The sequence below is a fragment of the Halovulum marinum genome, assembly GCF_009697225.1.
GTDB lineage: Bacteria > Pseudomonadota > Alphaproteobacteria > Rhodobacterales > Rhodobacteraceae > Halovulum > Halovulum marinum.
In genome coordinates this window covers 38,168-60,211 of the sequence record NZ_WIND01000022.1, presented here as the reverse complement: position 1 = coordinate 60,211, position 22,044 = coordinate 38,168, and the positions used below count along the sequence as shown (strand labels likewise).

Here is a 22,044-nt window from a genome sequence, read left to right as displayed (position 1 = left end):
GGAAGAGCGCCTGCGCTTCGCCATCCGCGAGGGCGGCCGCACCGTCGGCGCCGGCGTCGTCTCGAAGATCCACGAGTAAAGGCAACGCCCGGGGTGGCGGGCGCGCCCGCCCCCCGGAAAGCACGAAAGCGACGGACATGCAGAGCCAGAACATAAGAATACGGCTGAAGGCCTTCGATTACCGCGTGCTGGATGCCAGCACCGCGGAAATCGTGTCGACGGCCAAGCGGACCGGCGCGCGCGTGCGCGGCCCGATCCCGCTGCCGAACAAGATCGAGAAATTCACCGTTCTTCGCGGCCCGCACGTGGACAAGAAGAGCCGTGAGCAGTTCGAGATCCGGACGCACAAGCGTCTGCTGGATATCGTGGATCCGACCCCCCAGACGGTGGACGCGCTGATGAAGCTCGACCTCGCCGCTGGTGTGGACGTCGAGATCAAACTCTGAGGGGGCGTTAGAGATGCGTTCTGGAGTTATTGCAAAGAAGCTGGGCATGACCCGGCTCTTCATGGAAGACGGCCGGCAGATCCCGGTGACCGTTCTCGCCATGGAGGGTTGCCAGGTCGTCTCGCAGCGCACCGGCGACAAGGACGGCTACAACGCCGTTCAGCTTGGCGCGGGCAGCGTGCGGGCGAAAAACACCAGCAAGCCGATGCGCGGCCATTTCGCCGCCGCCAAGGTCGAGCCGAAGCGCAAGCTGGCCGAGTTCCGCGTCAGCGCCGACAATCTGATCGGCGTCGGCGAGGAGATCACCGCCGACCACTACTTCGAGGGTCAGTTCGTCGACATCGCCGGCACGACCATCGGCAAGGGTTTCGCCGGTGCCATGAAGCGGCACAACTTCGGCGGCCTGCGCGCCTCGCACGGCGTGTCGATCAGCCACCGCTCGCACGGCTCGACCGGGCAGTGCCAGGATCCCGGCCGCGTGTTCAAGGGCAAGAAGATGGCCGGGCACATGGGTTCGGTCCGGGTCACCACGCAGAACCTGCAGGTGATCAAGACCGACAGCGAGCGCGGCCTGATCATGGTCAAGGGCGCCGTACCCGGCGCCAAGGGCGGCTGGGTGACGATCAAGGATGCGGTGAAGAAGCCGTTCCCCGAAAGCGCGATCCTGCCCGCGGCGCTGAAGTCTGCCGCCGAGGAGGCGCGCCGCGCCGCCGACGAGGCCGCCGCCCAGGCCGCGGCCGAAGAGGAGGCCGCGCGCAAGGCGGCCGAGGAAGCCGCCGCCGCCGAGCAGGCCGCGGCGCTGGAGCAGGCCGAGGCCGAGGTCGAGGCAGAGAAGTCCGAGGGTGGCGCCCCCGAGGCTCCGGAAGGAGGCGAGGACAAATGAAGACCGACGTCATCAAACTGGACGCGGACAAGGCCGGGTCGATCGACCTGGACGACGCGATCTTCGGGCTGGAGCCGCGCGCGGACATCCTGCACCGCGTCGTGCGCTACCAGCTGGCCAAGCGCCAGCAGGGCACGCACAAGGTCAAGACCCGCTCCGAGACCAGCTACTCGACCAAGAAGATCTATCGCCAGAAGGGCACCGGCGGCGCACGCCACGGTGACCGCAACGCGCCGATCTTCCGCAAGGGCGGCGTCTACAAGGGGCCGACCCCGCGCAGCCACGCGCACGACCTGCCGAAGAAGTTCCGCAAGCTGGGCCTGCGTCACGCGCTGAGCGCGAAGGCGACGGCCGGCGAGCTGATCGTGATCGAGAACGCCGAGGTCGCCGAGGGCAAGACCAAGGCGCTGGCGACCGCGATGAAGGCCCTGGGCTGGAAGCGCGCGCTGGTCATCGACGGTCCCGAGGTGAACGAGAACTTCGCCCGCGCGGCCCGCAACATCGAAGGCCTGGACGTGCTGCCGAGCCAGGGCGCGAATGTCTACGACATCCTGCGCCGTGACACGCTGGTGCTGACCAAGGCCGCCGTCGAAGCGCTGGAGGCGCGTCTGAAATGACCGACAAGGCAGCACTCTACGAGGTGATCCGCAAGCCGATCATCACCGAGAAGGCGACCATGGCGTCCGAGCACGGCGCCGTCGTCTTCGAGGTCGCGATCGACGCCAACAAGCCGCTGATCAAGGAAGCGGTGGAAACCCTGTTCGGGGTCAAGGTGAAGGCGGTCAACACCACCGTCACAAAGGGCAAGCACAAGCGTTTCCGGGGCCGTCTGGGCACGCGCAACACCGTCAAGAAGGCCTATGTGACGCTCGAAGAGGGTAACACCATCGACGTCACCACCGGCCTCTGAGGCACGGGACCAGGGTGGGCGCTCAGCCCACCTTTACTTTTTTGCCGGGTGGGTCTAAGGCCCACCCTTCGTCGAAAGCAAACGGAAGACAGAGAGCATGGCACTCAAGTCGTACAAACCGACATCGCCTGGCCAGCGCGGGCTGGTTCTGATCGACCGTTCGGAGCTTTGGAAAGGCCGCCCGGTCAAGACCCTCACCGAGGGCTTGAGCAAGAAGGCGGGCCGGAACAACACCGGACGGATCACCATGCGCCGCCGCGGCGGCGGCGCGAAGCGGCTCTACCGCGTCGTCGACTTCAAGCGCACCAAGCGCGACGTCCCGGCGACCGTCGAGCGGATCGAGTACGATCCGAACCGGACCGCCTTCCTGGCGCTGATCCGCTATCAGGACGGCGAGCAGGCCTACATCCTGGCGCCGCAGCGCCTGGCCGTGGGCGACAGCATCGTCGCCGCGGACAAGGCCGACGTGAAGCCGGGCAACGCGATGCCGTTCCTGGGCCTGCCGATCGGCACCATCGTGCACAACATCGAGCTCAAGCCCGGCAAGGGCGGCCAGATCGCGCGCGCCGCGGGCACCTACGCCCAGTTCGTCGGCCGCGACGGCGGCTACGCCCAGATCCGCCTCGGCTCGGGCGAGCTGCGCATGGTGCGGCAGGAGTGCATGGCCACCGTCGGCGCCGTGTCGAACCCGGACCACTCGAACACCAACATCGGCAAGGCCGGCCGCAACCGGCACCTGGGCAAGCGCCCGTCGGTCCGCGGTGTCGTGATGAACCCGATCGACCACCCGCACGGCGGCGGCGAGGGCCGCACCTCGGGCGGCCGTCACCCGGTCACCCCCTGGGGCAAGCCGACCAAAGGCGCCCGTACGCGCACCAACAAATCGACCGACAAGTTCATTGTCCGGTCGCGGCACGCTCGCAAGAAGGGGCGGTAATCTATGACACGTTCAGTTTGGAAGGGTCCCTTCGTCGACGCACACGTCCTGAAAAAGGCCGAGAAAGTGCGTGAATCGGGCCGCAACGAGGTGATCAAGATCTGGTCGCGCCGCTCGACGATCCTGCCCCAGTTCGTGGGCCTGACGTTCGGCGTCTACAACGGCCAGAAGCACATCCCGGTCAACGTGACCGAGGACATGATCGGCCAGAAGTTCGGCGAGTATTCCCCCACCCGTACCTACTACGGGCACGCGGCGGACAAGAAAGCGAAGCGGAAGTAAGCCATGGGCAAGGAAAAGAACCCCCGCCGCGTGGCGGAGAACGAGGCGATGGCCGTCAGCCGCATGCTGCGCACCTCGCCGCAGAAGCTGAATCTGGTCGCGCAGATGATCCGCAACAAGCCGGTCGACAAGGCGCTGAACGATCTGACCTTCAGCAAGAAGCGGATCGCCGATGACGTCAAGAAGACGCTGCAGTCCGCGATCGCCAACGCCGAGAACAACCACGGCCTCGACGTGGACGAGCTGGTCGTGGCCGAGGCCTGGGTCGGCAAGAACCTGGTCATGAAGCGCGGCCGCCCGCGGGCGCGCGGCCGCTTCGGCAAGATCCTGAAGCCGTTCAGCCAGGTCACGATCAAGGTGCGCCAGGTGACCGAAGAGGAGCAAGCCTAATGGGTCATAAAGTCAATCCGATCGGGCTGCGCCTTCAGGTCAACCGGACCTGGGACAGCCGCTGGTTCGCCGACAAGGACGAGTATGGCGAGCTGCTGCACGAGGATCTGAAGATCCGCGAGTTCATCAAGAAGAACGTCGGCCAGGCCGGCATCAGCCGCGTGGTGATCGAGCGTCCGCACAAGAAGTGCCGCGTGACCATCCACGCCGCGCGTCCGGGCGTGATCATCGGCAAGAAGGGCGCCGACATCGAGCAGCTGCGCAAGAAGCTCGGCCAGTTCACCAAGTCGGAGCTGCACCTGAACATCGTCGAGGTGCGCAAGCCCGAGATCGACGCCCAGCTGGTCGCCGAGAACATCGGCCAGCAGCTCGAGCGCCGGGTCAGCTTCCGCCGCGCGATGAAGCGTGCGGTGCAGAACGCCATGCGCATGGGCGCTCTGGGCATCCGGGTCAACGTCGCCGGCCGCCTGGGCGGCGCCGAGATCGCCCGGACCGAGTGGTACCGCGAGGGCCGGGTGCCGCTGCACACGCTGCGCGCCGACATCGACTATGCGCACTACGAGGCGACCACGGCCTACGGGATCATCGGGATCAAGGTCTGGATCTTCAAGGGCGAGATCCTGGAGCACGATCCGCAGGCCCGCGACCGGCGCCAGTCGGAACTGCAGGAAGGCGGCGGCCGCCCCGCGCGCCGCTGAGGAGTTGAGAGATGCTTTCACCGAAACGCACGAAATTCCGCAAGCAGCACAAGGGCCGCATCCACGGTGAGGCGAAGGGCGGGTTCGACCTGAACTTCGGTCACTACGGGCTGAAGGCGACCGAACCGGAGCGCATCACCGCGCGCCAGATCGAGGCCGCCCGCCGCGCCATGACGCGCCACATGAAGCGTCAGGGCCGGGTGTGGATCCGCATCTTCCCGGATGTGCCGGTGTCGAAGAAGCCCACCGAGGTCCGCATGGGCAAGGGCAAGGGTTCGGTCGAATACTGGGCGGCCAAGGTCAAGCCGGGCCGGGTGATGTTCGAGATCGACGGCGTGCCCGAGGACATCGCCAAGGAGGCGCTGCGCCTGGCCGCGATGAAGCTGCCGGTCAAGTGCCGCTTCGTCGCCCGCGAGGACTGGTAACACCGTCTAGACGGTAAGATTCAAGGCCCCCGCCGGTAGCACCGGCGGGGGCCTTTGCCTTTGTAGGCCGGTACTACGGGCTGCCCGACGTCATGTGTTAGCATGGGATATCGAACCTTCGCGTCTGGGGAGGCCGCCATGTGTTCGCCTGATCTCATCCGCCAGGTCGCTGCCACTCTTGGACCATCCGACCGGCTGTCTGGCGGTAGCGGAGTGCCGCTGCCTCGGCAGGCCGGTTCGCGCTCGTTTTCAAGGGTGATCGATCTGACGCACCCTTTGCCCACCGATTTCCCGAGTGCCAACGGGGAGATCTGGTTGGAGATCGAGGACGTGATGACCTTCGAGGTTCACGGGATAAACTTCAAACGCTGGAAGCTTCACGAACATCTCGGGACGCATATCGATGCGCCCATACATTTCTCACGCGATGGATGGACGTCCGATGCAATCCCGGTCGTCTCACTGGTGCTGCCGCTTGCGGTAGTGGATATCCGTAGCCGCGCCGCCTCGGATCCGGATGCCGAACTATCGGTAGAGGATATTCAGGTGTGGGAGGCCGAACACGGCCAGCTTCCTCCAGGCTGCTGTGTCGGAATGCTTTCGGGCTGGGACAGCCGGGCAACTGGCGCTGGGTATCGGAACGTGGACGACCAGGGCCGGATGCACTTTCCCGGTGTTCACCCGGACGCCGCGCAGATGTTGATCGAGGACCGGCAGGTGGCCGGTTTGGGCGTAGACACCCTGTCGCTAGATCACGGGATCTCGACGGAGTTCCCGACGCACCGCAGATGGCTGCCCTCGGGGCGCTGGGGGGCTGAAGGTTTGGCGAACCTGACAGACGTTCCAGCCGCCGGCGCCACCATCATCGTGGGGGCGCCAACCGTGGTCGGAGCGACCGGCGGACCGAGCCGGATCATCGCGTTGGCGTAGATGCTTGCCTTGTGTCGGAAAGGCCTTGCGTTTCGGGCCCGCATTGCGTAGAGCGACCGCTCATCCAGAACTCCACCGGAATCAGGGTGACCCGCAAGGGGCCTACCGGTGATGTTGAAAAAGGTATTGGCTATGAAAGCCGCAGATCTGCGCGACAAGACGCCGGACGAGCTCCGTACCCAGCTCGAGAGCCTGAAGAAGGAGGCGTTCAACCTCCGCTTCCAGGCCGCGACCGGCCAGCTGGAAAACACCGCCCGCATGCGCGTCGTCCGCCGCGACGCCGCCCGCGTGACGACCATCCTCAACGAAATGGCGGCGCAGGCCGCTTCGGAGGCGTAAATGCCCAAGCGTATCCTTCAGGGCACCGTCACGTCCGACAAGAACATCAAGACCGTCACCGTGTCGGTCGAGCGTCGATTCACGCACCCGGTTCTGAAGAAGACGATCCGGAAGTCGAAGAAATACCGCGCCCACGACGAGGCAGACCAGTTCAAGGTCGGCGACGTGGTCCGGATCCGCGAGTGCGCCCCGCACTCGAAGAACAAACGCTGGGAGGTCGTCGCCGAGTAAGGCCACGACAGTCCGGTTAATCGAAACCGTGGGGCAGGGGAACATTTTCCCGTAGGTCTCCACAGGTCGGGAGTAACCCAATGATCCAGATGCAGACCAATCTGGATGTCGCTGACAACTCCGGCGCGCGCCGGGTGCAGTGCATCAAGGTCCTCGGCGGTTCGAAGCGGAAATACGCTTCGGTCGGCGACATCATCGTGGTCTCGGTCAAGGAAGCGATCCCGCGCGGCCGCGTGAAGAAGGGCGACGTGCGCAAGGCCGTCGTCGTGCGCACCGCCAAGGAAGTGCGCCGTGAAGACGGCACCACGATCCGCTTCGACCGCAACGCCGCGGTGATCCTGAACAACGCGGGCGAGCCGGTCGGCACCCGCATCTTCGGCCCGGTCGTCCGCGAGCTGCGCGCGAAGAACTTCATGAAGATCATCTCGCTCGCTCCGGAGGTGCTGTGATGGCCGCGAAACTCCGCAAAGGCGACAAGGTCGTCGTGCTCGCCGGCAAGGACAAGGGCCGCGAGGGCACCATCGTCCGGGTGATGCCCAAGGACGGCAAGGCCGTGGTCGAGGGCGTCAACGTCGCCATCCGCCACCAGAAGCAGTCGCAGGCCGGCCAGGGCGGACGGATCCCGACGCCGATGCCGATCCAGCTGTCGAACCTGGCGCTGGTCGATCCGAAAGACGGCGGCCCGACCCGCGTCGGCTTCCGCATGGAAGGCGACAAGAAGGTCCGCTTTGCCAAGAAATCGGGGGAAGTGATCGATGCTTGACGCCGCAACCTACACGCCGCGCCTGCGCGAGCAGTTCAACACGACGATCAAGGCCGCTCTGAAGGAAGAGTTCGGCTACAAGAACGACATGATGATCCCGCGGCTCGACAAGATCGTGCTGAACATGGGCATCGGCGAGGCCGTCGCGGACTCGAAGAAGATCAAGTCCGCCCATGACGATCTGATGGCGATCGCCGGCCAGAAGCCGGTCATCACCAAGGCCAAGAAGTCGATCGCCGGCTTCAAGGTCCGCGAAGAGATGCCGCTGGGCGTCAAGGTGACCCTGCGCGGCGACCGGATGTACGAATTCCTGGATCGCCTGGTGACCATCGCGATGCCCCGCGTCCGCGACTTCCGCGGCGTGTCCAGCAAGAGCTTCGACGGCCGCGGCAACTACGCGCTGGGCCTGAAAGAGCACATCGTGTTCCCCGAGATCAACTACGATCAGGTCGACGAGGTCTGGGGCATGGACATCGTAATCTGTACGTCCGCGAAGACCGACGCGGAAGCGAAGGCGCTGTTGAAGCAATTCAACATGCCCTTCACGGCCTGAGCGGAGGAGAGAAGTTTATGGCGAAAGTCAGCATGATCGAGCGTCAGAAGAAGCGCGAGAAGCTGGTGGCGAAATACGCCGCCAAGCGCGCGGCGCTCAAGGAAATTGCCCGCAACGACGACCTGCCGATGGAAGAGCGCTTCAAGGCGCGCCTGAAGCTGGCCGAGCTGCCGCGCAACTCCTCGCCCACCCGACTGAACAACCGGTGCCTGGTCTCGGGCCGCCCGCGGGCGTACTACCGGAAGCTCAGGATGAGCCGTATCGCGCTGCGCGATCTGGCGAGCCGGGGGGAAATCCCCGGCATGGTCAAGTCCAGCTGGTAAGGGGGATCAGATATGTCGATGAATGATCCTCTGGGCGATATGCTCACCCGCATCCGCAACGCGCAGATGCGCCACAAGTCCACCGTCCGCACCCCGGCCTCGAAGGTCCGGGCGTGGGTTCTCGACGTGCTGCAGGCCGAAGGCTACATCCGCGGCTACGAGAAGGTCGAGAGCAAGGCCGGCCATCCCGAGCTGGAGATCAGCCTGAAGTACTACGACGGCGAGCCGGTGATCCGCGAGCTGAAGCGCGTGTCCACCCCGGGCCGCCGCGTCTACACCGGCGTCCGGGAGCTGCCGCAGGTCCGTCAGGGCCTGGGCGTGGCCATCGTCTCGACCCCGCGCGGGGTCATGTCCGACGCGCAGGCGCGCGCTACCAACGTTGGTGGCGAAGTGCTCTGCACGGTATTCTGAGGAGGGTTCGATGTCCCGTATCGGCAAGAAGCCCGTTCCCCTGCCCAGCGGCGTCAGCGCGACGGTGTCGGGTCAGTCGGTGGAAGTGAAGGGCCCGAAAGGCGTCCGCAGCTTCACCGCGACCGACGACGTCACCCTGGCGGTCGAGGACAACGCCGTCACCGTCACGCCGCGCGGCTCGTCGAAGCGCGCCCGGCAGCAGTGGGGCATGAGCCGCACCCAGGTCGCGAACTGCGTCCAGGGCGTGACCGACGGCTTCAAGAAGGAGCTGGAGATCACCGGCGTCGGCTACCGCGCCGCGGTCCAGGGCAAGGTCCTGAAGCTGAGCCTCGGCTACAGCCACGACGTCGACTTCGAGATCCCGGAGGACGTGACCATCCAGGCCCCCAAGCCCACGGAAGTGGTGATCGAGGGCATCGACCAGCAGGTCGTCGGACAGGTTGCGGCGAACATTCGTGCCTGGCGCGCGCCCGAGCCCTACAAGGGCAAGGGCATCCGCTACAAGGACGAGTTCATCTTCCGCAAGGAAGGCAAGAAGAAGTAAGGGCGCAAGGCAATGGCAAACAGCAAACGAGATCTGTTCCGCAAGCGCCGCATGCGCGTCCGGAGCAAGCTGCGGAAACTGGCCGATGGCCGTCCGCGGTTGAGCGTTCACCGCTCGTCCAAGAACATCTCGGTCCAGGTGATCGACGACGTCCAGGGCCGGACCCTGGCCGCGGCGTCGACCCTCGAGAAGGATCTGGGCGTCGTGGGCAGGAACAACGTCGAGGCGGCCGCCAAGGTCGGCGCCGCGATCGCGGAGCGTGCGAAGCAGGCGGGGGTCGAGGCGGTGTTCTTCGACCGCGGCGGCTTCCTGTTCCACGGCAAGGTCAAGGCCCTCGCGGATGCTGCCCGCGAAGGCGGACTTAAGTTTTAAGGGAGCGACGAGATGGCAAGAGACGTTAACCGCCGCGACCGTCGCGACCGCGACGAGAACCCCGAGTTCCAGGACCGGCTGGTGGCGATCAACCGGGTGTCGAAAACCGTGAAGGGCGGCAAGCGCTTCGGGTTTGCGGCGCTGGTGGTGGTCGGCGACCAGAAGGGCCGCGTGGGCTTCGGCAAGGGCAAGGCCAAGGAGGTCCCCGAGGCGATCCGCAAGGCGACCGAGGCAGCCAAGCGCGGCATGATCCGCGTGCCGCTGCGCGAGGGTCGCACGCTGCACCACGACATGCAGGGCCGTCACGGCGCCGGCAAGGTGGTGATGCGCTCGGCGCCCGCCGGTACCGGCATCATCGCCGGTGGCCCGATGCGCGCCGTGTTCGAGATGCTGGGCGTTCAGGACGTGGTCGCCAAGTCGACCGGCACCCAGAACCCCTACAACATGATCCGTGCCACGCTGGACGGTCTGAAGCTGGAATCCAGCCCCCGGATGGTCGCGTCGCGTCGCGGCAAGAAGGTGGCCGACATCCTGCCCAAGACCGACGCGGCGCCCGCCGCCGACGCGCCGGCCGAAACCGCGGAGGCCTGAGCATGGCTACCATCGTCGTCAAGCAGGTGGGCTCGCCCATCCGCCGCCCGAAGGTCCAGCGCGAAACGCTGATCGGCCTGGGGCTGAACAAGATGCACAAGACCCGGGAACTGGAAGACACCCCCGCGATCCGCGGCATGGTCGCCAAGATCCCGCACCTGGTGCAGATCGTCGAAGAGAAATCGTAAGGCGGGTTTCCCGCCTGCGCGACAGGAATGGCGGGCGGCAGCGCCCGCCGCATGCCGTGGCCGCGCCCCGATGACGCCGGGGGCGCGCGTCCGGCCCACAGGAGAAGCGTCATGAAACTCAACGAACTTCGCGACAACCCGGGCGCGACGCGGACGAAGAAGCGGGTCGCCCGCGGCCCCGGCTCGGGCAAGGGCAAGACCGCCGGCCGCGGCATCAAGGGGCAGAAGTCCCGGTCCGGCGTGGCGATCAACGCCTACGAGGGCGGCCAGATGCCGCTGTACCAGCGCCTGCCGAAGCGCGGCTTCAACAGGCCGAACGCCAAGCGGTTCGCGGTGATCAACCTGGGCGTGCTGCAGAAGTTCGTCGACGCCGGCAAGATCGAGGCTGGCGCGGCGGTCGACGAGGACGCGCTGGTCGCGAGCGGCCTGGTGCGCCGCAAGCGGGACGGCGTGCGGCTGCTGGCCAAGGGCGAGCTGACCGCCAAGCTGAACCTGACCGTCACCGGCGCGTCGAAGGCGGCCGTCGAGGCGGTCGAAAAGGCCGGCGGTTCGGTCACGGTCCAGGCTCCGGCCGAGGCTGCGGCGGAATAAGAGGTTGTGGGCTTCGCGCCCACAGCTTACATCCATCGAGACAGTTCGCGCCGCTGAACGCCTCCGCGTTCCGCGGCGCAGTTTTGGGAGAGACGCCACATGGCATCAGCCGCGGAGCAGATGGCCGCCAACCTCAACTGGGGCGCGTTCGGCAAGGCCAAGGAACTTCAGCAGCGGATTCTCTTCGCCCTCGGCCTGCTGATCGTCTATCGCGTCGGCACCTTCATCCCGGTGCCCGGCATCGACACCATCGAGCTGAGCCGCTTCTTCGACCAGGCCAGCCAGGGCATCGGCGGCATGCTGAACATGTTCACCGGCGGCGCGATCAGCCGGATGGCGATCTTCGCGCTGGGGATCATGCCCTACATCTCGGCCTCGATCATCGTGCAGCTGATGGCGGCGATGGTCCCGCAGCTGGAGCAGCTGAAGAAAGAGGGCGAGCAGGGCCGCAAGAAGCTGAACCAGTACACCCGCTACGGCACCGTGCTGCTGGCCACGTTCCAGGCCTACGGCATCGCCGTCGGACTCGAGAGCCAGGGCCTTGCGCTGGACCCGGGCTGGTACTTCCGCGCTTCGACCGTGATCACCCTGGTCGGCGGCACCATGTTCCTGCTGTGGCTGGGCGAGCAGATCACCCAGCGCGGCATCGGCAACGGCGTCTCGCTGATCATCTTCGTCGGCATCATCGCCGAGCTTCCCGCCGCGCTGGCGCAGTTCTTCGCCAGCGGCCGCTCGGGGCAGCTGAGCCCGGCGGTGATCGTCGGCGTGCTGGTGATGGCGGTGGGCGTGATCACCTTCATCGTCTTCGTCGAGCGCGCGCTGCGCAAGATCCACATCCAGTACCCGCGCCGCCAGGTCGGGCAGAAGATGTACGGCGGCGAATCCTCGAACCTGCCGATCAAGCTGAACCCGGCCGGCGTGATCCCGATGATCTTCGCCTCGTCGCTGCTGCTGCTGCCGACCACGGTCGCGACCTTCTCGACCCCCGGCACCGGGCCGCTGAGCTACGTCCAGGCCTATCTGGGCCGCGGCCAGCCGCTGTACTACCTGGTGTTCGTCGCGCTGATCGTGTTCTTCGCCTATTTCTACACCGCCAACGTGTCGTTCAAATCCGAGGACGTGGCCGACAACCTGAAAAAGCAGGGCGGTTTCGTTCCCGGCATCCGGCCGGGCCAGCGGACGGTGGACTACCTCGACTATGTCGTCAGCCGCATCCTGGTCGTCGGTTCGGCCTATCTGGCCGCCGTGGCGCTGCTGCCCGAGCTTCTGATCTCGCAGCTGGCCATTCCGTTCTACTTCGGCGGCACCTCGCTGCTGATCGTGGTGTCGGTGACCATGGACACGATCACCCAGGTGCAGAGCCACATGCTCGCGCACCAGTACGAGGGGCTGATCGAGAAGTCGCGGCTGCGGAGCAAGGGACGGAAAAAGACGAAGGCGCGGAAATGAACATCATTCTGCTTGGCCCTCCGGGGGCGGGAAAGGGAACGCAGGCGCACCGGCTGGTCGCGGAACGCGGCATGGTGCAGCTGTCCACCGGCGACATGCTGCGTGCGGCGCGGTCCTCGGGCACCGACCTGGGCAACAGGGTCGCCGAGATCATGGACGGCGGCAGCCTCGTCACCGACGAGGTCGTCGTCGGCCTGATCGAGGAACAGCTGGACCAGGGCGTCGGCGCGAACGGCATCATCTTCGACGGCTTCCCGCGGACGCTGAAGCAGGCCGACGCGCTGGCCGAACTGCTGGCGAAGAAGGACAAGGCGCTGGACGCCGTGGTCGAGATGCAGATCGCCGACGACGAGGAACTGGTCGCCCGCGTCTCCGGCCGGTTCACCTGCGCCAACTGCGGCGAGGTCTACCACGACCAGAGCAAGCGCCCCGCCAGGGACGGCGTGTGCGACAAGTGCGGCGGCACCGAGTTCAAGCGCCGCGCCGACGACAACGCCGAGACGATGCGCACGCGCCTGCTGGCGTACTACAAGGAAACCTCGCCGCTGATCGGCTATTACTATGCCGGCGGCAAGCTGGTCTCGATCGACGGGCTGGGCGACATCGACGAGGTCGCGGCGCGGGTCAAGGGCGCGCTGGACGGCAGGGGCTGACGCCGCTTCCAGCCGGCGCGCGGATCAGGGGTTGACACGGCCCGGTGCATCCATATTTTGCCAGCTTCTCCACCAGAGCGAGTCGCATGACCCTTTCGTGAGAAATCAACGGCCCACCGGCATCCGCGGGTGGGCTGCTGTTGTGAAAAAAGGTTCTGGGGCTACGGAACCGCAACGAGACGGAGAAAGTATTTGGCCCGTATCGCCGGGGTGAACATCCCCACCAACAAGCGGGTGCACGTCGCACTCACCTACATCCACGGCATCGGCGAAAGCGCCGCCCGCAGCATCTGCGACGCCGTGGGCATCGACACCAGCCGCCGTGTCAACGAACTGTCCGACGCCGAGGTGCTGCAGATGCGCGAGCACATCGACCAGAACTACATGGTCGAGGGCGATCTGCGCCGCGAGCGTTCGATGAACATCAAGCGTCTGATGGACCTGGGCTGCTACCGCGGCCTGCGCCACCGTCGCAGCCTGCCGGTGCGGGGTCAGCGGACCCACACCAATGCGCGGACCCGCAAGGGCCCGGCGAAGCCGATCGCCGGCAAGAAGAAATAGGGGGCAGGTCGATGGCACGTGATACCAAGCTGCGCGGCAAGAAGAAGGTCAAGAAGAACATCTCGGCCGGTGTCGCCCACGTTAACGCAAGCTTCAACAACACCAAGATCCTGATCGCCGACGTGCAGGGCAACGCCATCGCGTGGTCGTCCGCCGGCACGATGGGCTTCAAGGGGTCGCGCAAGTCCACCCCCTATGCCGCGCAGATGGCCGCCGAAGACGCCGGCCGCAAGGCACAGGAACATGGCATGCGCACCCTCGAGGTCGAGGTGCAGGGTCCGGGTTCCGGCCGCGAGAGCGCCCTGCGCGCCCTGTCCGCCGTCGGGTTCACCATTACCGCGATCCGGGACGTGACCCCGATCGCCCACAACGGCTGCCGCCCGCCGAAGCGCCGGCGCGTCTGAGCCGTCCTGATACTGGGGGTCAGCGGAGGCATTGCGCCGCCGCTGGCCGTTCCTGTTTGAAAAGACCCTCGAGGGCGACCGCTCACCCGGGATCGGAGCGGACCGCGAGCATGGAGGCCCACGCATGATCCACAAGAACTGGCAAGAACTCATTCGGCCCACGGGGCTGGACATCAGGCCCGGCGCCGACGCGATGCGCCAGGCCACCGCCGTCGCCGAACCGCTTGAGCGGGGCTTCGGCCTGACGCTGGGCAATGCGCTGCGCCGCGTGCTGCTGTCCTCGCTGCAGGGCGCGGCGATCACCAGCGTGCAGATCGACAACGTGCTGCACGAGTTTTCCAGCGTCGACGGCGTCCGCGAGGATGTGACCGATATCGTCCTGAACCTCAAGGGCGTCAGCCTGAAGATGGAGGTCGAGGGGCCGAAGCGCGTCTCGATCAACAAGCAGGGCCCCGGCCTGGTCGTTGCCGGCGACATCGCCGAGACCGCCGGCATCGAGATCCTGAACCGCGACCATGTCATCTGCCACCTGGACGAGGGCGCGAGCCTGTACATGGAGCTGACGGTCGAGCAGGGCAAGGGCTATGTCGCCGCCGACAAGAACCGCCCCGAGGACGCGCCGATCGGCCTGATCTCGGTCGACGCGCTGTTCTCGCCGGTCAAGAAGGTCAGCTACAAGGTCGAGCCGACCCGCGAGGGCCAGGTGCTGGACTACGACAAGCTGACGCTGAACGTCGAGACCGACGGCTCGGTCGGCCCCGAGGACGCGATCGCCTACGCCGCCCGCATCCTGCAGGACCAGCTGGGCGTGTTCGTCAACTTCGACGAGCCCGAGGCCGGCACCCGCCAGGAAGACGACGAGGATCTGGAGTTCAACCCGCTTCTGCTGAAGAAGGTGGACGAGCTGGAACTGTCGGTCCGGTCGGCGAACTGCCTGAAGAACGACAACATCGTCTACATCGGCGACCTGATCCAGAAGACCGAGGCCGAGATGCTGCGCACCCCGAACTTCGGCCGCAAGTCGCTGAACGAGATCAAGGAGGTGCTGACCGGCATGGGCCTGCACCTGGGCATGGACATCGTCGACTGGCCGCCCGAGAACATCGAGGAACTGGCCAAGAAGTTCGAGGACCAGTTCTGATCTGCCGGGGCGGGCCGCCGGTCCGCCCTGACATCGACGGCAATCACCAAGGGCACTCCCGCCCCAAGGAGAGCGGACCCGCACGCAGGGCCGCCGGACAAAGCATAAAGAAGGATCGATCACATGCGTCACGGTAACGGATACCGCAAGCTCAACCGCACCCACGAGCACCGCAAGGCGATGTTCGCGAACATGGCCTCCAGCCTGCTGGTGCACGAGCAGATCAAGACCACCCTGCCCAAGGCGAAAGAGCTCAAGCGCATCGCCGACAAGCTGATCACGCTGGGCAAGCGCGGCGACCTGCACGCCCGCCGGCTGGCCCACAGCCAGCTGAAGCAGGACGAGGCGGTCAAGAAGCTGTTCGACATCCTCGGCCCGCGCTACCAGGAACGTCAGGGCGGTTACGTCCGGGTGCTGAAGGCCGGTTTCCGCTACGGCGACATGGCGCCGATGGCGATCATCGAACTGGTCGACCGCGACCCCGAAGCCAAGGGTGCCGCCGACCGCGCCCGCGTCGCGGCCGAGGAAGCCGCCGCGGAATAGGAATTCCTGCCCCTTCGGGCGATCGGGGCCGCCGCGCGAGATCGCGGCGGCCCTTCGCTTTTTCGGGGTGCGGCGCAGCGGCGACTTGACCGCGTGGCGGACAATGCTCAAATCCCGGCCATGACTGCATCCATATTCCGCCCGCTCGTCCTTGTCCTGACGCTGGTTGCCGGGGCACTGCCCGCGCAGGAGGTGCCGCAAAGCCGCGCCGAGATCGCGCTCAGTTTCTCGCCCGTTGCCAAGCAGGCGATCCCGGCGGTGGTGAACATCTACGCCACCCGCGTCGTGCAGCAGCGGGCCAGCCCGTTTGCCGGCGATCCGTTCTTCGAGCGTTTCTTCCAGCCCCGCGCCGCGCCGCGGCTGCAGAACTCGCTGGGTTCGGGGGTGATCGTCGATCCCTCGGGGATCGTGGTGTCGAACCACCACGTCGTCGGCAGCGCCACCGAGATCCGCGTGGTGCTGTCGGACCGCCGCGAGTACGACGCCGAGGTGCTGCTGTCCGACGAGGCGCGCGACATCGCCGTGCTGAAGGTGGACGCCGACGCGCCGCTGCCGGCGCTGGAGCTGGCCGACAGCGACCGCGCGCAGGTCGGCGATCTGGTGCTGGCGATCGGCAATCCGTTCGGCGTTGGCCAGACGGTGACCGGCGGCATCGTCTCGGGGCTGGCGCGCTCGGCCCGGCCCGGCGACGGCACCGAGGCCTACTTCATCCAGACCGACGCGGCGATCAACCCCGGCAACTCGGGCGGGGCGCTGGTCGACATGGCCGGGCGGCTGCTGGGGCTGAACACCTCGATCCTGACCCGCTCGGGCGGCTCGAACGGCATCGGCTTCGCGATTCCTTCGAACCTGGTGCGCGCCTATGTCGAGCGCGCCGGCGAGGACCCCAGCCCCTGGCCCTGGACCGGCGTGTCCGCCCAGGCGGTGGACGCCGAACTGGCGCAGGCGCTGGGCATGGACCGGCCGCGCGGGGTGCTGCTGTCCGAAGTGCACCCGGCCAGCGCATTAACCGCCGCCGGCCTGGCCCCCGGCGACGTGGTGCTGGACATCGACGGGCTGGCCGTGGCGACCCCGGGAGAGCTGGCGTACCGGATCCGCACCCGGCCGCTGGGCGCCAGCGTGCAGGTCCGGTACCTGCGCGGCGGCAAGGCGCGGACGGCGGCGCTGACCGTGGCCGCGGCCCCCGAAACGCCGCCGCGCGACAGCCTGCGGCTGGGCGGCTCGCGGCACGTTCTGTCGGGGATGATGGTCGAGAATGTGAACCCGGCGGTGATCGCGGAACTGGATCTGCCGCTGAACGCCACCGGGGTGGTGGTGCGCGATCCGGGGCAGGCGGGCCGCCTGCTGGGGCTGCGCGCGGCCGACGTGATCGAGCAGATCAACGGCCGGCGGATCGAGGACACCGAGGATCTGCGCGCCGCCGCGCGGACGGTCGAGCGCGGCATCGACATGCGCCTGACCCGTGATGGCCGCCGCCACGCGATCCGCTTCCGCTGAGGCTTTTTATCCGCGCCGGGGCGGCATAGATTTGCCGCATGGCCGATCTGTTCGACACCCCGGCGCAGTCTGCGCGCCCCGCCACCGCGAAACCCGACGGCCCGCGGCCGCTGGCCGACCGGATGCGCCCGGCGACGATCGACGAGGTGATCGGCCAGGACCATCTGCTGGGAACGGACGGCAGCCTGCGGGCGATGATCGACGCCGGCAGCCTGCCGTCGCTGGTGTTCTGGGGCCCGCCCGGCGTCGGCAAGACCACCATCGCCCGGCTGCTGGCGCAGGCCACCGACCTGGCGTTCGAGCAGATCAGCGCGATCTTCACCGGCGTGCAGGACCTGCGCAAGGTGTTCGAGGCCGCCAAGCTGCGCCACGCCAACGGCCGCGGCACGCTGCTGTTCGTCGACGAGATCCACCGCTTCAACAAGGCGCAGCAGGACGGTTTCCTGCCGCACATGGAGGCCGGGGTGATCGTGCTGGTCGGCGCGACGACCGAGAACCCCTCGTTCGAGCTGAACGCGGCGCTGCTGTCCCGCTCCCAGGTGCTGGTGCTGAACCGGCTGGAACAGAAGCACCTCGAGGCGATGCTGTCGCGCACCGAGGCGCGGCTGGACCGGGCGCTGCCGCTGACCGCCGCGGCGCGCGACCGGCTGGTCGACATGGCTGACGGCGACGGCCGCGCGCTGCTGAACCTGGCCGAGCAGGTGTTCGCCTGGGACGGCGGGCCGTTCGACAACGGGGCGCTGGCGCAGCGGCTAAACCGCGCGGCGCCGAAATACGACAAGTCGGGCGACGCGCACTACAACCTGATCTCGGCGCTGCACAAGTCGATCCGCGGCTCGGACCCGGACGCGGCGCTGTACTGGTTCGCGCGGATGCTGGACGGCGGCGAGGACCCGCGCTACCTGGCGCGGCGGCTGACCCGGATGGCGGTCGAGGACATCGGCCTGGCCGATCCGCAGGCGCAGGCGCACTGCCTGTCGGCCTGGCAGACCTTCGAGCGGCTGGGCAGCCCCGAGGGCGAACTGGCGCTGGCCAATGCCGTCGCCTACCTGGCGCTGGCGCCGAAATCGAACGCCGCCTATGTCGCCTACAAGGCGGCGCGCTCGGCCGCGAAGCAGACCGGATCGCTGATGCCGCCCAAGCACATCCTGAACGCGCCGACCAAGCTGATGAAGGAGCAGGGCTACGGCGCCGAGTACCAGTACGACCACGACGCCGACGCCGCGTTCTCGGGGCAGGACTATTTCCCCGAGGACATGGCGCGGGCGCGGTTCTACGACCCGGTGGACCGGGGATTCGAGCGCGACCTGAAGAAGCGGGTCGAGTATTTCGACCGGCTGCGGGCCGAACGCGGGCGCTGAGACGCCTGCGCAGGTTGACATCGGCCGGTGGCTCCGGGATGTGGGGGCGACGCGGACAGCAGGCGCGGACAGCACCGGATGGCGGACATGCCGAATGTACTACAAGTCGCCCTGGGCGGCGCCCTGGGCGCGGCGCTGCGCTATCTGGTGGTGGTGCAGATGGGCCGCTGGATGGGCCCGGCGTTCCCCTGGGGCACGCTGACCGTCAACGTGGCCGGCTCGTTCGCGATGGGGGTGCTGGCGGCGGCGCTGGGACCGCGCGCCGGGATGACGCCGCTGCTGATGACCGGCGTGCTGGGCGGCTTCACCACCTATTCCGCGTTCTCGCTGGACACGCTGGCACTGGTCGAGCGCGCCGCGCCGCTGCAGGCGCTGGGCTATGTGGCCGCGACCCTGGCCGGCGCGATCGGCGGCTGCGCCGCGGGGCTGGTGCTGGGCCGGGCGGTGTGGCCATGAGCGGCGTGCAGACCCTGACCCTGGATGCCGAGGCCGCGGGCCAGCGGCTGGACCGCTGGCTGCGCCGGCAGTTCCCGCACCTGCCTCAGGGCCGGATCGAGAAGATGTGCCGCAAGGGCGAGATCCGCGTGGACGGCGGCCGGGTCAAGGCCTCGACCCGGCTGGAGGCGGGGCAGTCGCTGCGCCTGCCGCCGCTGCCCGAGGGCCCGCCGCCCGAGGCCGCGCGCGCGCTAAAGCCGGTCAGCGAGGCCGACGCGCGGATGATCCGCGACGCGGTGATCTTCCGCGACGAGCACATCATCGCGCTGAACAAGCCGCCGGGCCTGCCGGTGCAGGGCGGCTCGAACCAGACGCGGCACGTCGATGGGCTGGCCGAGGCGCTGCGCTTCGGCATGGACGACAAGCCGCGGCTGGTGCACCGGCTGGACAAGGACACCTCCGGCGTGCTGCTGCTGGCACGCACCGGGCGCATGGCGGCGGCGCTGACCCGCGCCTTCCAGGCCCGCGACACCCGCAAGATCTATTGGGCCGCCGTCGCCGGCGGGCCGAAGCCGCCGATGGGCACGATCCGCTACGGGCTGGTGAAGGCGCCGGGCCACGGCCCGCACGGCGCCGGCGAGAAGATGATCTGCGTGCACCCGAACCGGATCGACGACACGCCCGGCGCGAAACGGGCGACGACCGACTACCTGGTGATCTCGGCCGCCGCGCGCCGCTGCGCCTGGGTGGCGCTGGCGCCGATCACCGGGCGCACCCACCAGCTGCGCGCACACATGGCCGAGATCGGCCACCCGATCGTCGGAGACGGCAAGTACGGCACCAACGCGCAGGAGAACCTGGGCGACGGCTGGGGGGCGCAGCTTGGCGGCGACATCAGCCGCAAGATGCACCTGCACGCCCGGCACCTGCGCCTGACCCATCCGGTGACCGGCGGCCGGCTGTCGCTGACCGCGCCGCTGCCGCCGCACATGGAAAGGACCTGGGACACCTTCGGCTGGGATGTCGCGGAGGTGCCCGACGATCCGTTCGAGGAGCTGGAATGACGCCGCCGCACAAACGCCGGTTCTGGAACACCGTCGCCGTGCGCGCGGCCGCACCGGGGTTCGAGGTGACGCTGGACCAGCGCCCGCTGCGCACCCCGGCGAAGGCCGCGCTGGTGCTGCCCTGCCGCCCGCTGGCCGAGGCGGTCGCGCAGGAATGGGACGCCCAGGGCGCCGAGATCCGGCCGCAGGACATGCCGCTGACCCGCGCCGCCAACGCCGCGATCGACAAGGTCTCGGTCAACCGGGCCGCCGTCGCCGAAATGCTTTCTGCCTATGGCGCCACCGACCTGCTGTGCTACCGCGCCGAGGCCCCCGAGGGGCTGGTCGAGCGCCAGATCGCCGCCTGGGATCCCTGGCTGAACTGGGCCGAGGCCGAGATGTCCGCGCCGCTGCTGCGCATCGCCGGGGTGATGCACGCGCCGCAGCCCGAACCCAGCCTGCGCCGGCTGGCGGATGCCGTGGCCGGGCACGACGCGTTCGAGATGACCGCGCTGCACGACCTGGTGACGCTCACCGGCTCGCTGGTGCTGGGGCTTGCGGTCAGCCGCGGCGCGCTGAGCGCGGACGCGGCCTGGACCGCCAGCCGGGTCGACGAGACCTGGCAGGAGGAACTCTGGGGCCGCGACGCCGAGGCCCATGCGCTGGCCGAGGAGCGCCGCGGCGCGGTGCTGGTGGCGGGACAGCTGCTTTCGCTGCTGCGCGGAACCGAAATGCTTGGCGCCGCCGGGGCCGGCAGCGGCGCGGGCGGCGGGTCGGGCTGCGGGTCTTGACGTTGCGGCAGCTTCCGCGCCGGCGGGCGCGAGTCCGAAACGGTGCCGGCGGATGATGCTGAATTCGTTGATGATTCGCGAATAAGGGCATTGAGTGGATGAATTATTTGCCGATAATCCGGGGTTGACGTTTGCCGCCAGACTTACATGCTGTGTCCGCTGGTCCGATACCGGACCCGAAACCATAAAACGCGGCGTCACCCCTCAGACGCCCAGGGCTCGAAGACATGAGCCGGATCATCAGGAAGAGGTAACCATGATAAAATCAGTCTTTCTCGGTACGTTCGCGGCTGCAGGCCTGGCAGCGGGCGTCGCCGGGGCAGCAACGCTGGACGACGTGAAGGCGAACGATGTCCTAAAGTGCGGCATCTCGACCGGCCTGGCCGGCTTCTCGGCGCCCGATGCGAACGGTGTCTGGCAGGGCTTCGACGTCGCGGTGTGCCGCGCTGTCGCCGCTGCCGTGCTGGGCGATTCGAACAAGATCGAGTTCGTTCCGCTGACCACCCAGACCCGCTTCACCGCGCTGGGGTCGGGCGAGATCGACCTGCTGTCGCGCAACACGACCTGGACCTTCACCCGCGACGTCGACCTGAAGCAGACCTTCGTCGGCGTGAACTACTACGACGGCCAGGGCTTCATGATCCGAAAGGACATGGGTGTCGGCTCGGCGACCGAACTGGACGGCGCCACCGTGTGTATCCAGACCGGCACCACGACCGAGCTGAACCTGTCGGACTACTTCCGCGTCAACAACATGGATTACGACCCGGTCCCGATCGAGACCAACAACGAGGCGATCCAGCAGTACCAGGCCGGCGCGTGTGACGTGTACACCACCGACGCCTCGGGGCTGGCGGCGACCCGCGCCACCTTCGAGGACGCCGAGGCGCACATGATCCTGCCCGAGATCATCTCGAAAGAGCCGCTGGGCCCGGTCGTGCGCCACGGCGACGACCAGTGGGCGGACATCGTCCGCTGGACGCTGAACGCGCTGATCGCGGCGGAAGAGTACGGCGTCACCTCGGCCAACCTGGAAAAGATGGCCGAAGGCACCGACAACCCCGAGATCAACCGCCTGCTGGGCAACGAGGGCAACCTGGGCGAGATGCTTGGCCTCGACGCCGAGTTCGCGCGGCGCGCCATCGCCGTCGCCGGCAACTACGGCGAGATCTTCGCCTCGAACATCGGCGAGGGCACGCCGATCGGTCTGGCGCGCGGCCTGAACGCGCAGTGGACCCAGGGCGGCCTGATGTACTCGCCGCCGTTCCGCTGACATGAACCGATCGGGGGCGCCGCAGGAATGCGGCGCCCCTGGTGTATCATGCGCCGCGATCACGCCGAGGCAGGGCCGGATGAACC

General features: G+C 67.6%; 35 protein-coding genes. All 35 read left to right on the top strand.

From position 1 onward, the window contains the following. Window positions 1–79 (top strand): EF-Tu C-terminal domain-related protein (locus GE300_RS23930; protein ID WP_154449029.1); only part of this gene is annotated, 79 nt, incomplete at its 5' end. A 58-nt stretch (window positions 80–137) separates the two neighbouring features. Then, complete coding sequence (rpsJ, locus tag GE300_RS18955; RefSeq protein ID WP_154449015.1) at window positions 138–446, top strand: 30S ribosomal protein S10; 309 nt, start codon at window positions 138–140, stop codon at window positions 444–446. Between the two features lie 13 nt (window positions 447–459). Further along, window positions 460–1,329, top strand: a complete 870-nt coding sequence (gene rplC, locus GE300_RS18950) for a 50S ribosomal protein L3 (RefSeq protein WP_154449013.1) — start codon at window positions 460–462, stop codon at window positions 1,327–1,329. Beyond that, the gene (gene rplD, locus GE300_RS18945) at window positions 1,326–1,946 is read left to right on the top strand and encodes a 50S ribosomal protein L4 (RefSeq protein ID WP_154449011.1); all 621 of its coding nucleotides are present in this window, start codon (window positions 1,326–1,328) and stop codon (window positions 1,944–1,946) included. Before rplC ends, rplD begins: the two co-directional genes overlap by 4 nt. Next, window positions 1,943–2,239: a 50S ribosomal protein L23 gene (locus GE300_RS18940; RefSeq protein WP_154449009.1), complete on the top strand. Its 297-nt coding sequence runs from the start codon at window positions 1,943–1,945 to the stop codon at window positions 2,237–2,239. The genes rplD and GE300_RS18940 overlap by 4 nt, the downstream gene beginning before the upstream one ends. Window positions 2,240–2,336: 97 nt before the next feature. Next, window positions 2,337–3,176: a 50S ribosomal protein L2 gene (gene rplB, locus GE300_RS18935; protein ID WP_154449007.1), complete on the top strand. Its 840-nt coding sequence runs from the start codon at window positions 2,337–2,339 to the stop codon at window positions 3,174–3,176. Window positions 3,177–3,179: 3 nt separating this feature from the next. Further along, window positions 3,180–3,458 (top strand): 30S ribosomal protein S19, encoded by a 279-nt coding sequence (gene rpsS, locus GE300_RS18930; protein WP_154449005.1) that lies wholly within the window; start codon window positions 3,180–3,182, stop codon window positions 3,456–3,458. A gap of 3 nt (window positions 3,459–3,461) precedes the next feature. Further along, entirely contained in the window at window positions 3,462–3,848 is a 387-nt protein-coding gene (rplV, locus tag GE300_RS18925; protein ID WP_154449003.1) for a 50S ribosomal protein L22, read from the top strand. Beyond that, entirely contained in the window at window positions 3,848–4,546 is a 699-nt protein-coding gene (gene rpsC / locus GE300_RS18920) for a 30S ribosomal protein S3 (protein ID WP_154449001.1), read from the top strand. Before rplV ends, rpsC begins: the two co-directional genes overlap by 1 nt. Window positions 4,547–4,557: 11 nt before the next feature. Beyond that, complete coding sequence (rplP, locus tag GE300_RS18915; protein ID WP_154448999.1) at window positions 4,558–4,971, top strand: 50S ribosomal protein L16; 414 nt, start codon at window positions 4,558–4,560, stop codon at window positions 4,969–4,971. Between the two features lie 102 nt (window positions 4,972–5,073). Beyond that, on the top strand, window positions 5,074–5,901 hold the full coding sequence (locus tag GE300_RS18910; RefSeq protein ID WP_325063321.1) for a cyclase family protein: 828 nt from the start codon (window positions 5,074–5,076) through the stop codon (window positions 5,899–5,901). A 132-nt stretch (window positions 5,902–6,033) separates the two neighbouring features. After that, window positions 6,034–6,240: a 50S ribosomal protein L29 gene (rpmC, locus tag GE300_RS18905; protein WP_154449027.1), complete on the top strand. Its 207-nt coding sequence runs from the start codon at window positions 6,034–6,036 to the stop codon at window positions 6,238–6,240. Further along, window positions 6,241–6,471 carry a 30S ribosomal protein S17 gene (gene rpsQ, locus GE300_RS18900; RefSeq protein ID WP_154448995.1) on the top strand — a complete coding sequence of 77 codons (231 nt, stop codon included), beginning with the start codon at window positions 6,241–6,243 and terminating at the stop codon, window positions 6,469–6,471. Window positions 6,472–6,551: 80 nt separating this feature from the next. Beyond that, complete coding sequence (gene rplN, locus GE300_RS18895) at window positions 6,552–6,920, top strand: 50S ribosomal protein L14 (protein ID WP_154448993.1); 369 nt, start codon at window positions 6,552–6,554, stop codon at window positions 6,918–6,920. Next, entirely contained in the window at window positions 6,920–7,234 is a 315-nt protein-coding gene (gene rplX / locus GE300_RS18890) for a 50S ribosomal protein L24 (RefSeq protein ID WP_154448991.1), read from the top strand. The genes rplN and rplX overlap by 1 nt, the downstream gene beginning before the upstream one ends. After that, a complete protein-coding gene (gene rplE, locus GE300_RS18885; protein ID WP_154448989.1) occupies window positions 7,227–7,787 on the top strand; it encodes a 50S ribosomal protein L5 in 561 nt (186 codons plus the stop codon). Before rplX ends, rplE begins: the two co-directional genes overlap by 8 nt. A gap of 17 nt (window positions 7,788–7,804) precedes the next feature. Beyond that, window positions 7,805–8,110 carry a 30S ribosomal protein S14 gene (gene rpsN, locus GE300_RS18880; RefSeq protein WP_154448987.1) on the top strand — a complete coding sequence of 102 codons (306 nt, stop codon included), beginning with the start codon at window positions 7,805–7,807 and terminating at the stop codon, window positions 8,108–8,110. A 12-nt stretch (window positions 8,111–8,122) separates the two neighbouring features. Then, window positions 8,123–8,521, top strand: a complete 399-nt coding sequence (gene rpsH, locus GE300_RS18875) for a 30S ribosomal protein S8 (protein WP_233417187.1) — start codon at window positions 8,123–8,125, stop codon at window positions 8,519–8,521. 10 nt (window positions 8,522–8,531) lie between these two features. Continuing rightward, window positions 8,532–9,065, top strand: coding sequence for a 50S ribosomal protein L6 (gene rplF, locus GE300_RS18870; protein WP_154448983.1), 534 nt, complete (start codon window positions 8,532–8,534; stop codon window positions 9,063–9,065). A 12-nt stretch (window positions 9,066–9,077) separates the two neighbouring features. Then, a complete protein-coding gene (rplR, locus tag GE300_RS18865) occupies window positions 9,078–9,437 on the top strand; it encodes a 50S ribosomal protein L18 (protein ID WP_154448981.1) in 360 nt (119 codons plus the stop codon). Window positions 9,438–9,449: 12 nt separating this feature from the next. Beyond that, on the top strand, window positions 9,450–10,028 hold the full coding sequence (gene rpsE / locus GE300_RS18860; protein WP_154448979.1) for a 30S ribosomal protein S5: 579 nt from the start codon (window positions 9,450–9,452) through the stop codon (window positions 10,026–10,028). Window positions 10,029–10,030: 2 nt separating this feature from the next. Next, window positions 10,031–10,216 carry a 50S ribosomal protein L30 gene (gene rpmD / locus GE300_RS18855; RefSeq protein ID WP_154448977.1) on the top strand — a complete coding sequence of 62 codons (186 nt, stop codon included), beginning with the start codon at window positions 10,031–10,033 and terminating at the stop codon, window positions 10,214–10,216. Between the two features lie 111 nt (window positions 10,217–10,327). Next, entirely contained in the window at window positions 10,328–10,807 is a 480-nt protein-coding gene (rplO, locus tag GE300_RS18850) for a 50S ribosomal protein L15 (RefSeq protein ID WP_154448975.1), read from the top strand. Between the two features lie 99 nt (window positions 10,808–10,906). Next, the gene (gene secY, locus GE300_RS18845; protein ID WP_154448973.1) at window positions 10,907–12,256 is read left to right on the top strand and encodes a preprotein translocase subunit SecY; all 1,350 of its coding nucleotides are present in this window, start codon (window positions 10,907–10,909) and stop codon (window positions 12,254–12,256) included. After that, window positions 12,253–12,909: an adenylate kinase gene (locus tag GE300_RS18840; RefSeq protein ID WP_154448971.1), complete on the top strand. Its 657-nt coding sequence runs from the start codon at window positions 12,253–12,255 to the stop codon at window positions 12,907–12,909. Before secY ends, GE300_RS18840 begins: the two co-directional genes overlap by 4 nt. A gap of 192 nt (window positions 12,910–13,101) precedes the next feature. Next, window positions 13,102–13,470 (top strand): 30S ribosomal protein S13, encoded by a 369-nt coding sequence (gene rpsM, locus GE300_RS18835; protein ID WP_154448969.1) that lies wholly within the window; start codon window positions 13,102–13,104, stop codon window positions 13,468–13,470. 11 nt (window positions 13,471–13,481) lie between these two features. After that, window positions 13,482–13,874, top strand: a complete 393-nt coding sequence (rpsK, locus tag GE300_RS18830) for a 30S ribosomal protein S11 (RefSeq protein ID WP_154448967.1) — start codon at window positions 13,482–13,484, stop codon at window positions 13,872–13,874. A 124-nt stretch (window positions 13,875–13,998) separates the two neighbouring features. Then, the gene (locus tag GE300_RS18825; protein WP_154448965.1) at window positions 13,999–15,015 is read left to right on the top strand and encodes a DNA-directed RNA polymerase subunit alpha; all 1,017 of its coding nucleotides are present in this window, start codon (window positions 13,999–14,001) and stop codon (window positions 15,013–15,015) included. Window positions 15,016–15,138: 123 nt separating this feature from the next. Beyond that, window positions 15,139–15,558 carry a 50S ribosomal protein L17 gene (gene rplQ / locus GE300_RS18820; protein WP_154448963.1) on the top strand — a complete coding sequence of 140 codons (420 nt, stop codon included), beginning with the start codon at window positions 15,139–15,141 and terminating at the stop codon, window positions 15,556–15,558. A gap of 120 nt (window positions 15,559–15,678) precedes the next feature. After that, complete coding sequence (locus GE300_RS18815; RefSeq protein ID WP_154448961.1) at window positions 15,679–17,055, top strand: trypsin-like peptidase domain-containing protein; 1,377 nt, start codon at window positions 15,679–15,681, stop codon at window positions 17,053–17,055. A 38-nt stretch (window positions 17,056–17,093) separates the two neighbouring features. After that, window positions 17,094–18,416, top strand: coding sequence for a replication-associated recombination protein A (locus tag GE300_RS18810; protein ID WP_154448959.1), 1,323 nt, complete (start codon window positions 17,094–17,096; stop codon window positions 18,414–18,416). Window positions 18,417–18,503: 87 nt separating this feature from the next. Continuing rightward, on the top strand, window positions 18,504–18,872 hold the full coding sequence (locus GE300_RS18805) for a CrcB family protein (RefSeq protein ID WP_154448957.1): 369 nt from the start codon (window positions 18,504–18,506) through the stop codon (window positions 18,870–18,872). Further along, window positions 18,869–19,915: an RluA family pseudouridine synthase gene (locus tag GE300_RS18800; RefSeq protein WP_154448955.1), complete on the top strand. Its 1,047-nt coding sequence runs from the start codon at window positions 18,869–18,871 to the stop codon at window positions 19,913–19,915. Before GE300_RS18805 ends, GE300_RS18800 begins: the two co-directional genes overlap by 4 nt. Continuing rightward, window positions 19,912–20,685, top strand: a complete 774-nt coding sequence (locus GE300_RS18795; protein ID WP_154448953.1) for an ATP12 family chaperone protein — start codon at window positions 19,912–19,914, stop codon at window positions 20,683–20,685. Before GE300_RS18800 ends, GE300_RS18795 begins: the two co-directional genes overlap by 4 nt. A 256-nt stretch (window positions 20,686–20,941) precedes the next feature. Continuing rightward, window positions 20,942–21,958 (top strand): amino acid ABC transporter substrate-binding protein, encoded by a 1,017-nt coding sequence (locus GE300_RS18790; RefSeq protein ID WP_154448951.1) that lies wholly within the window; start codon window positions 20,942–20,944, stop codon window positions 21,956–21,958. Window positions 21,959–22,044 lie beyond the last annotated feature (86 nt).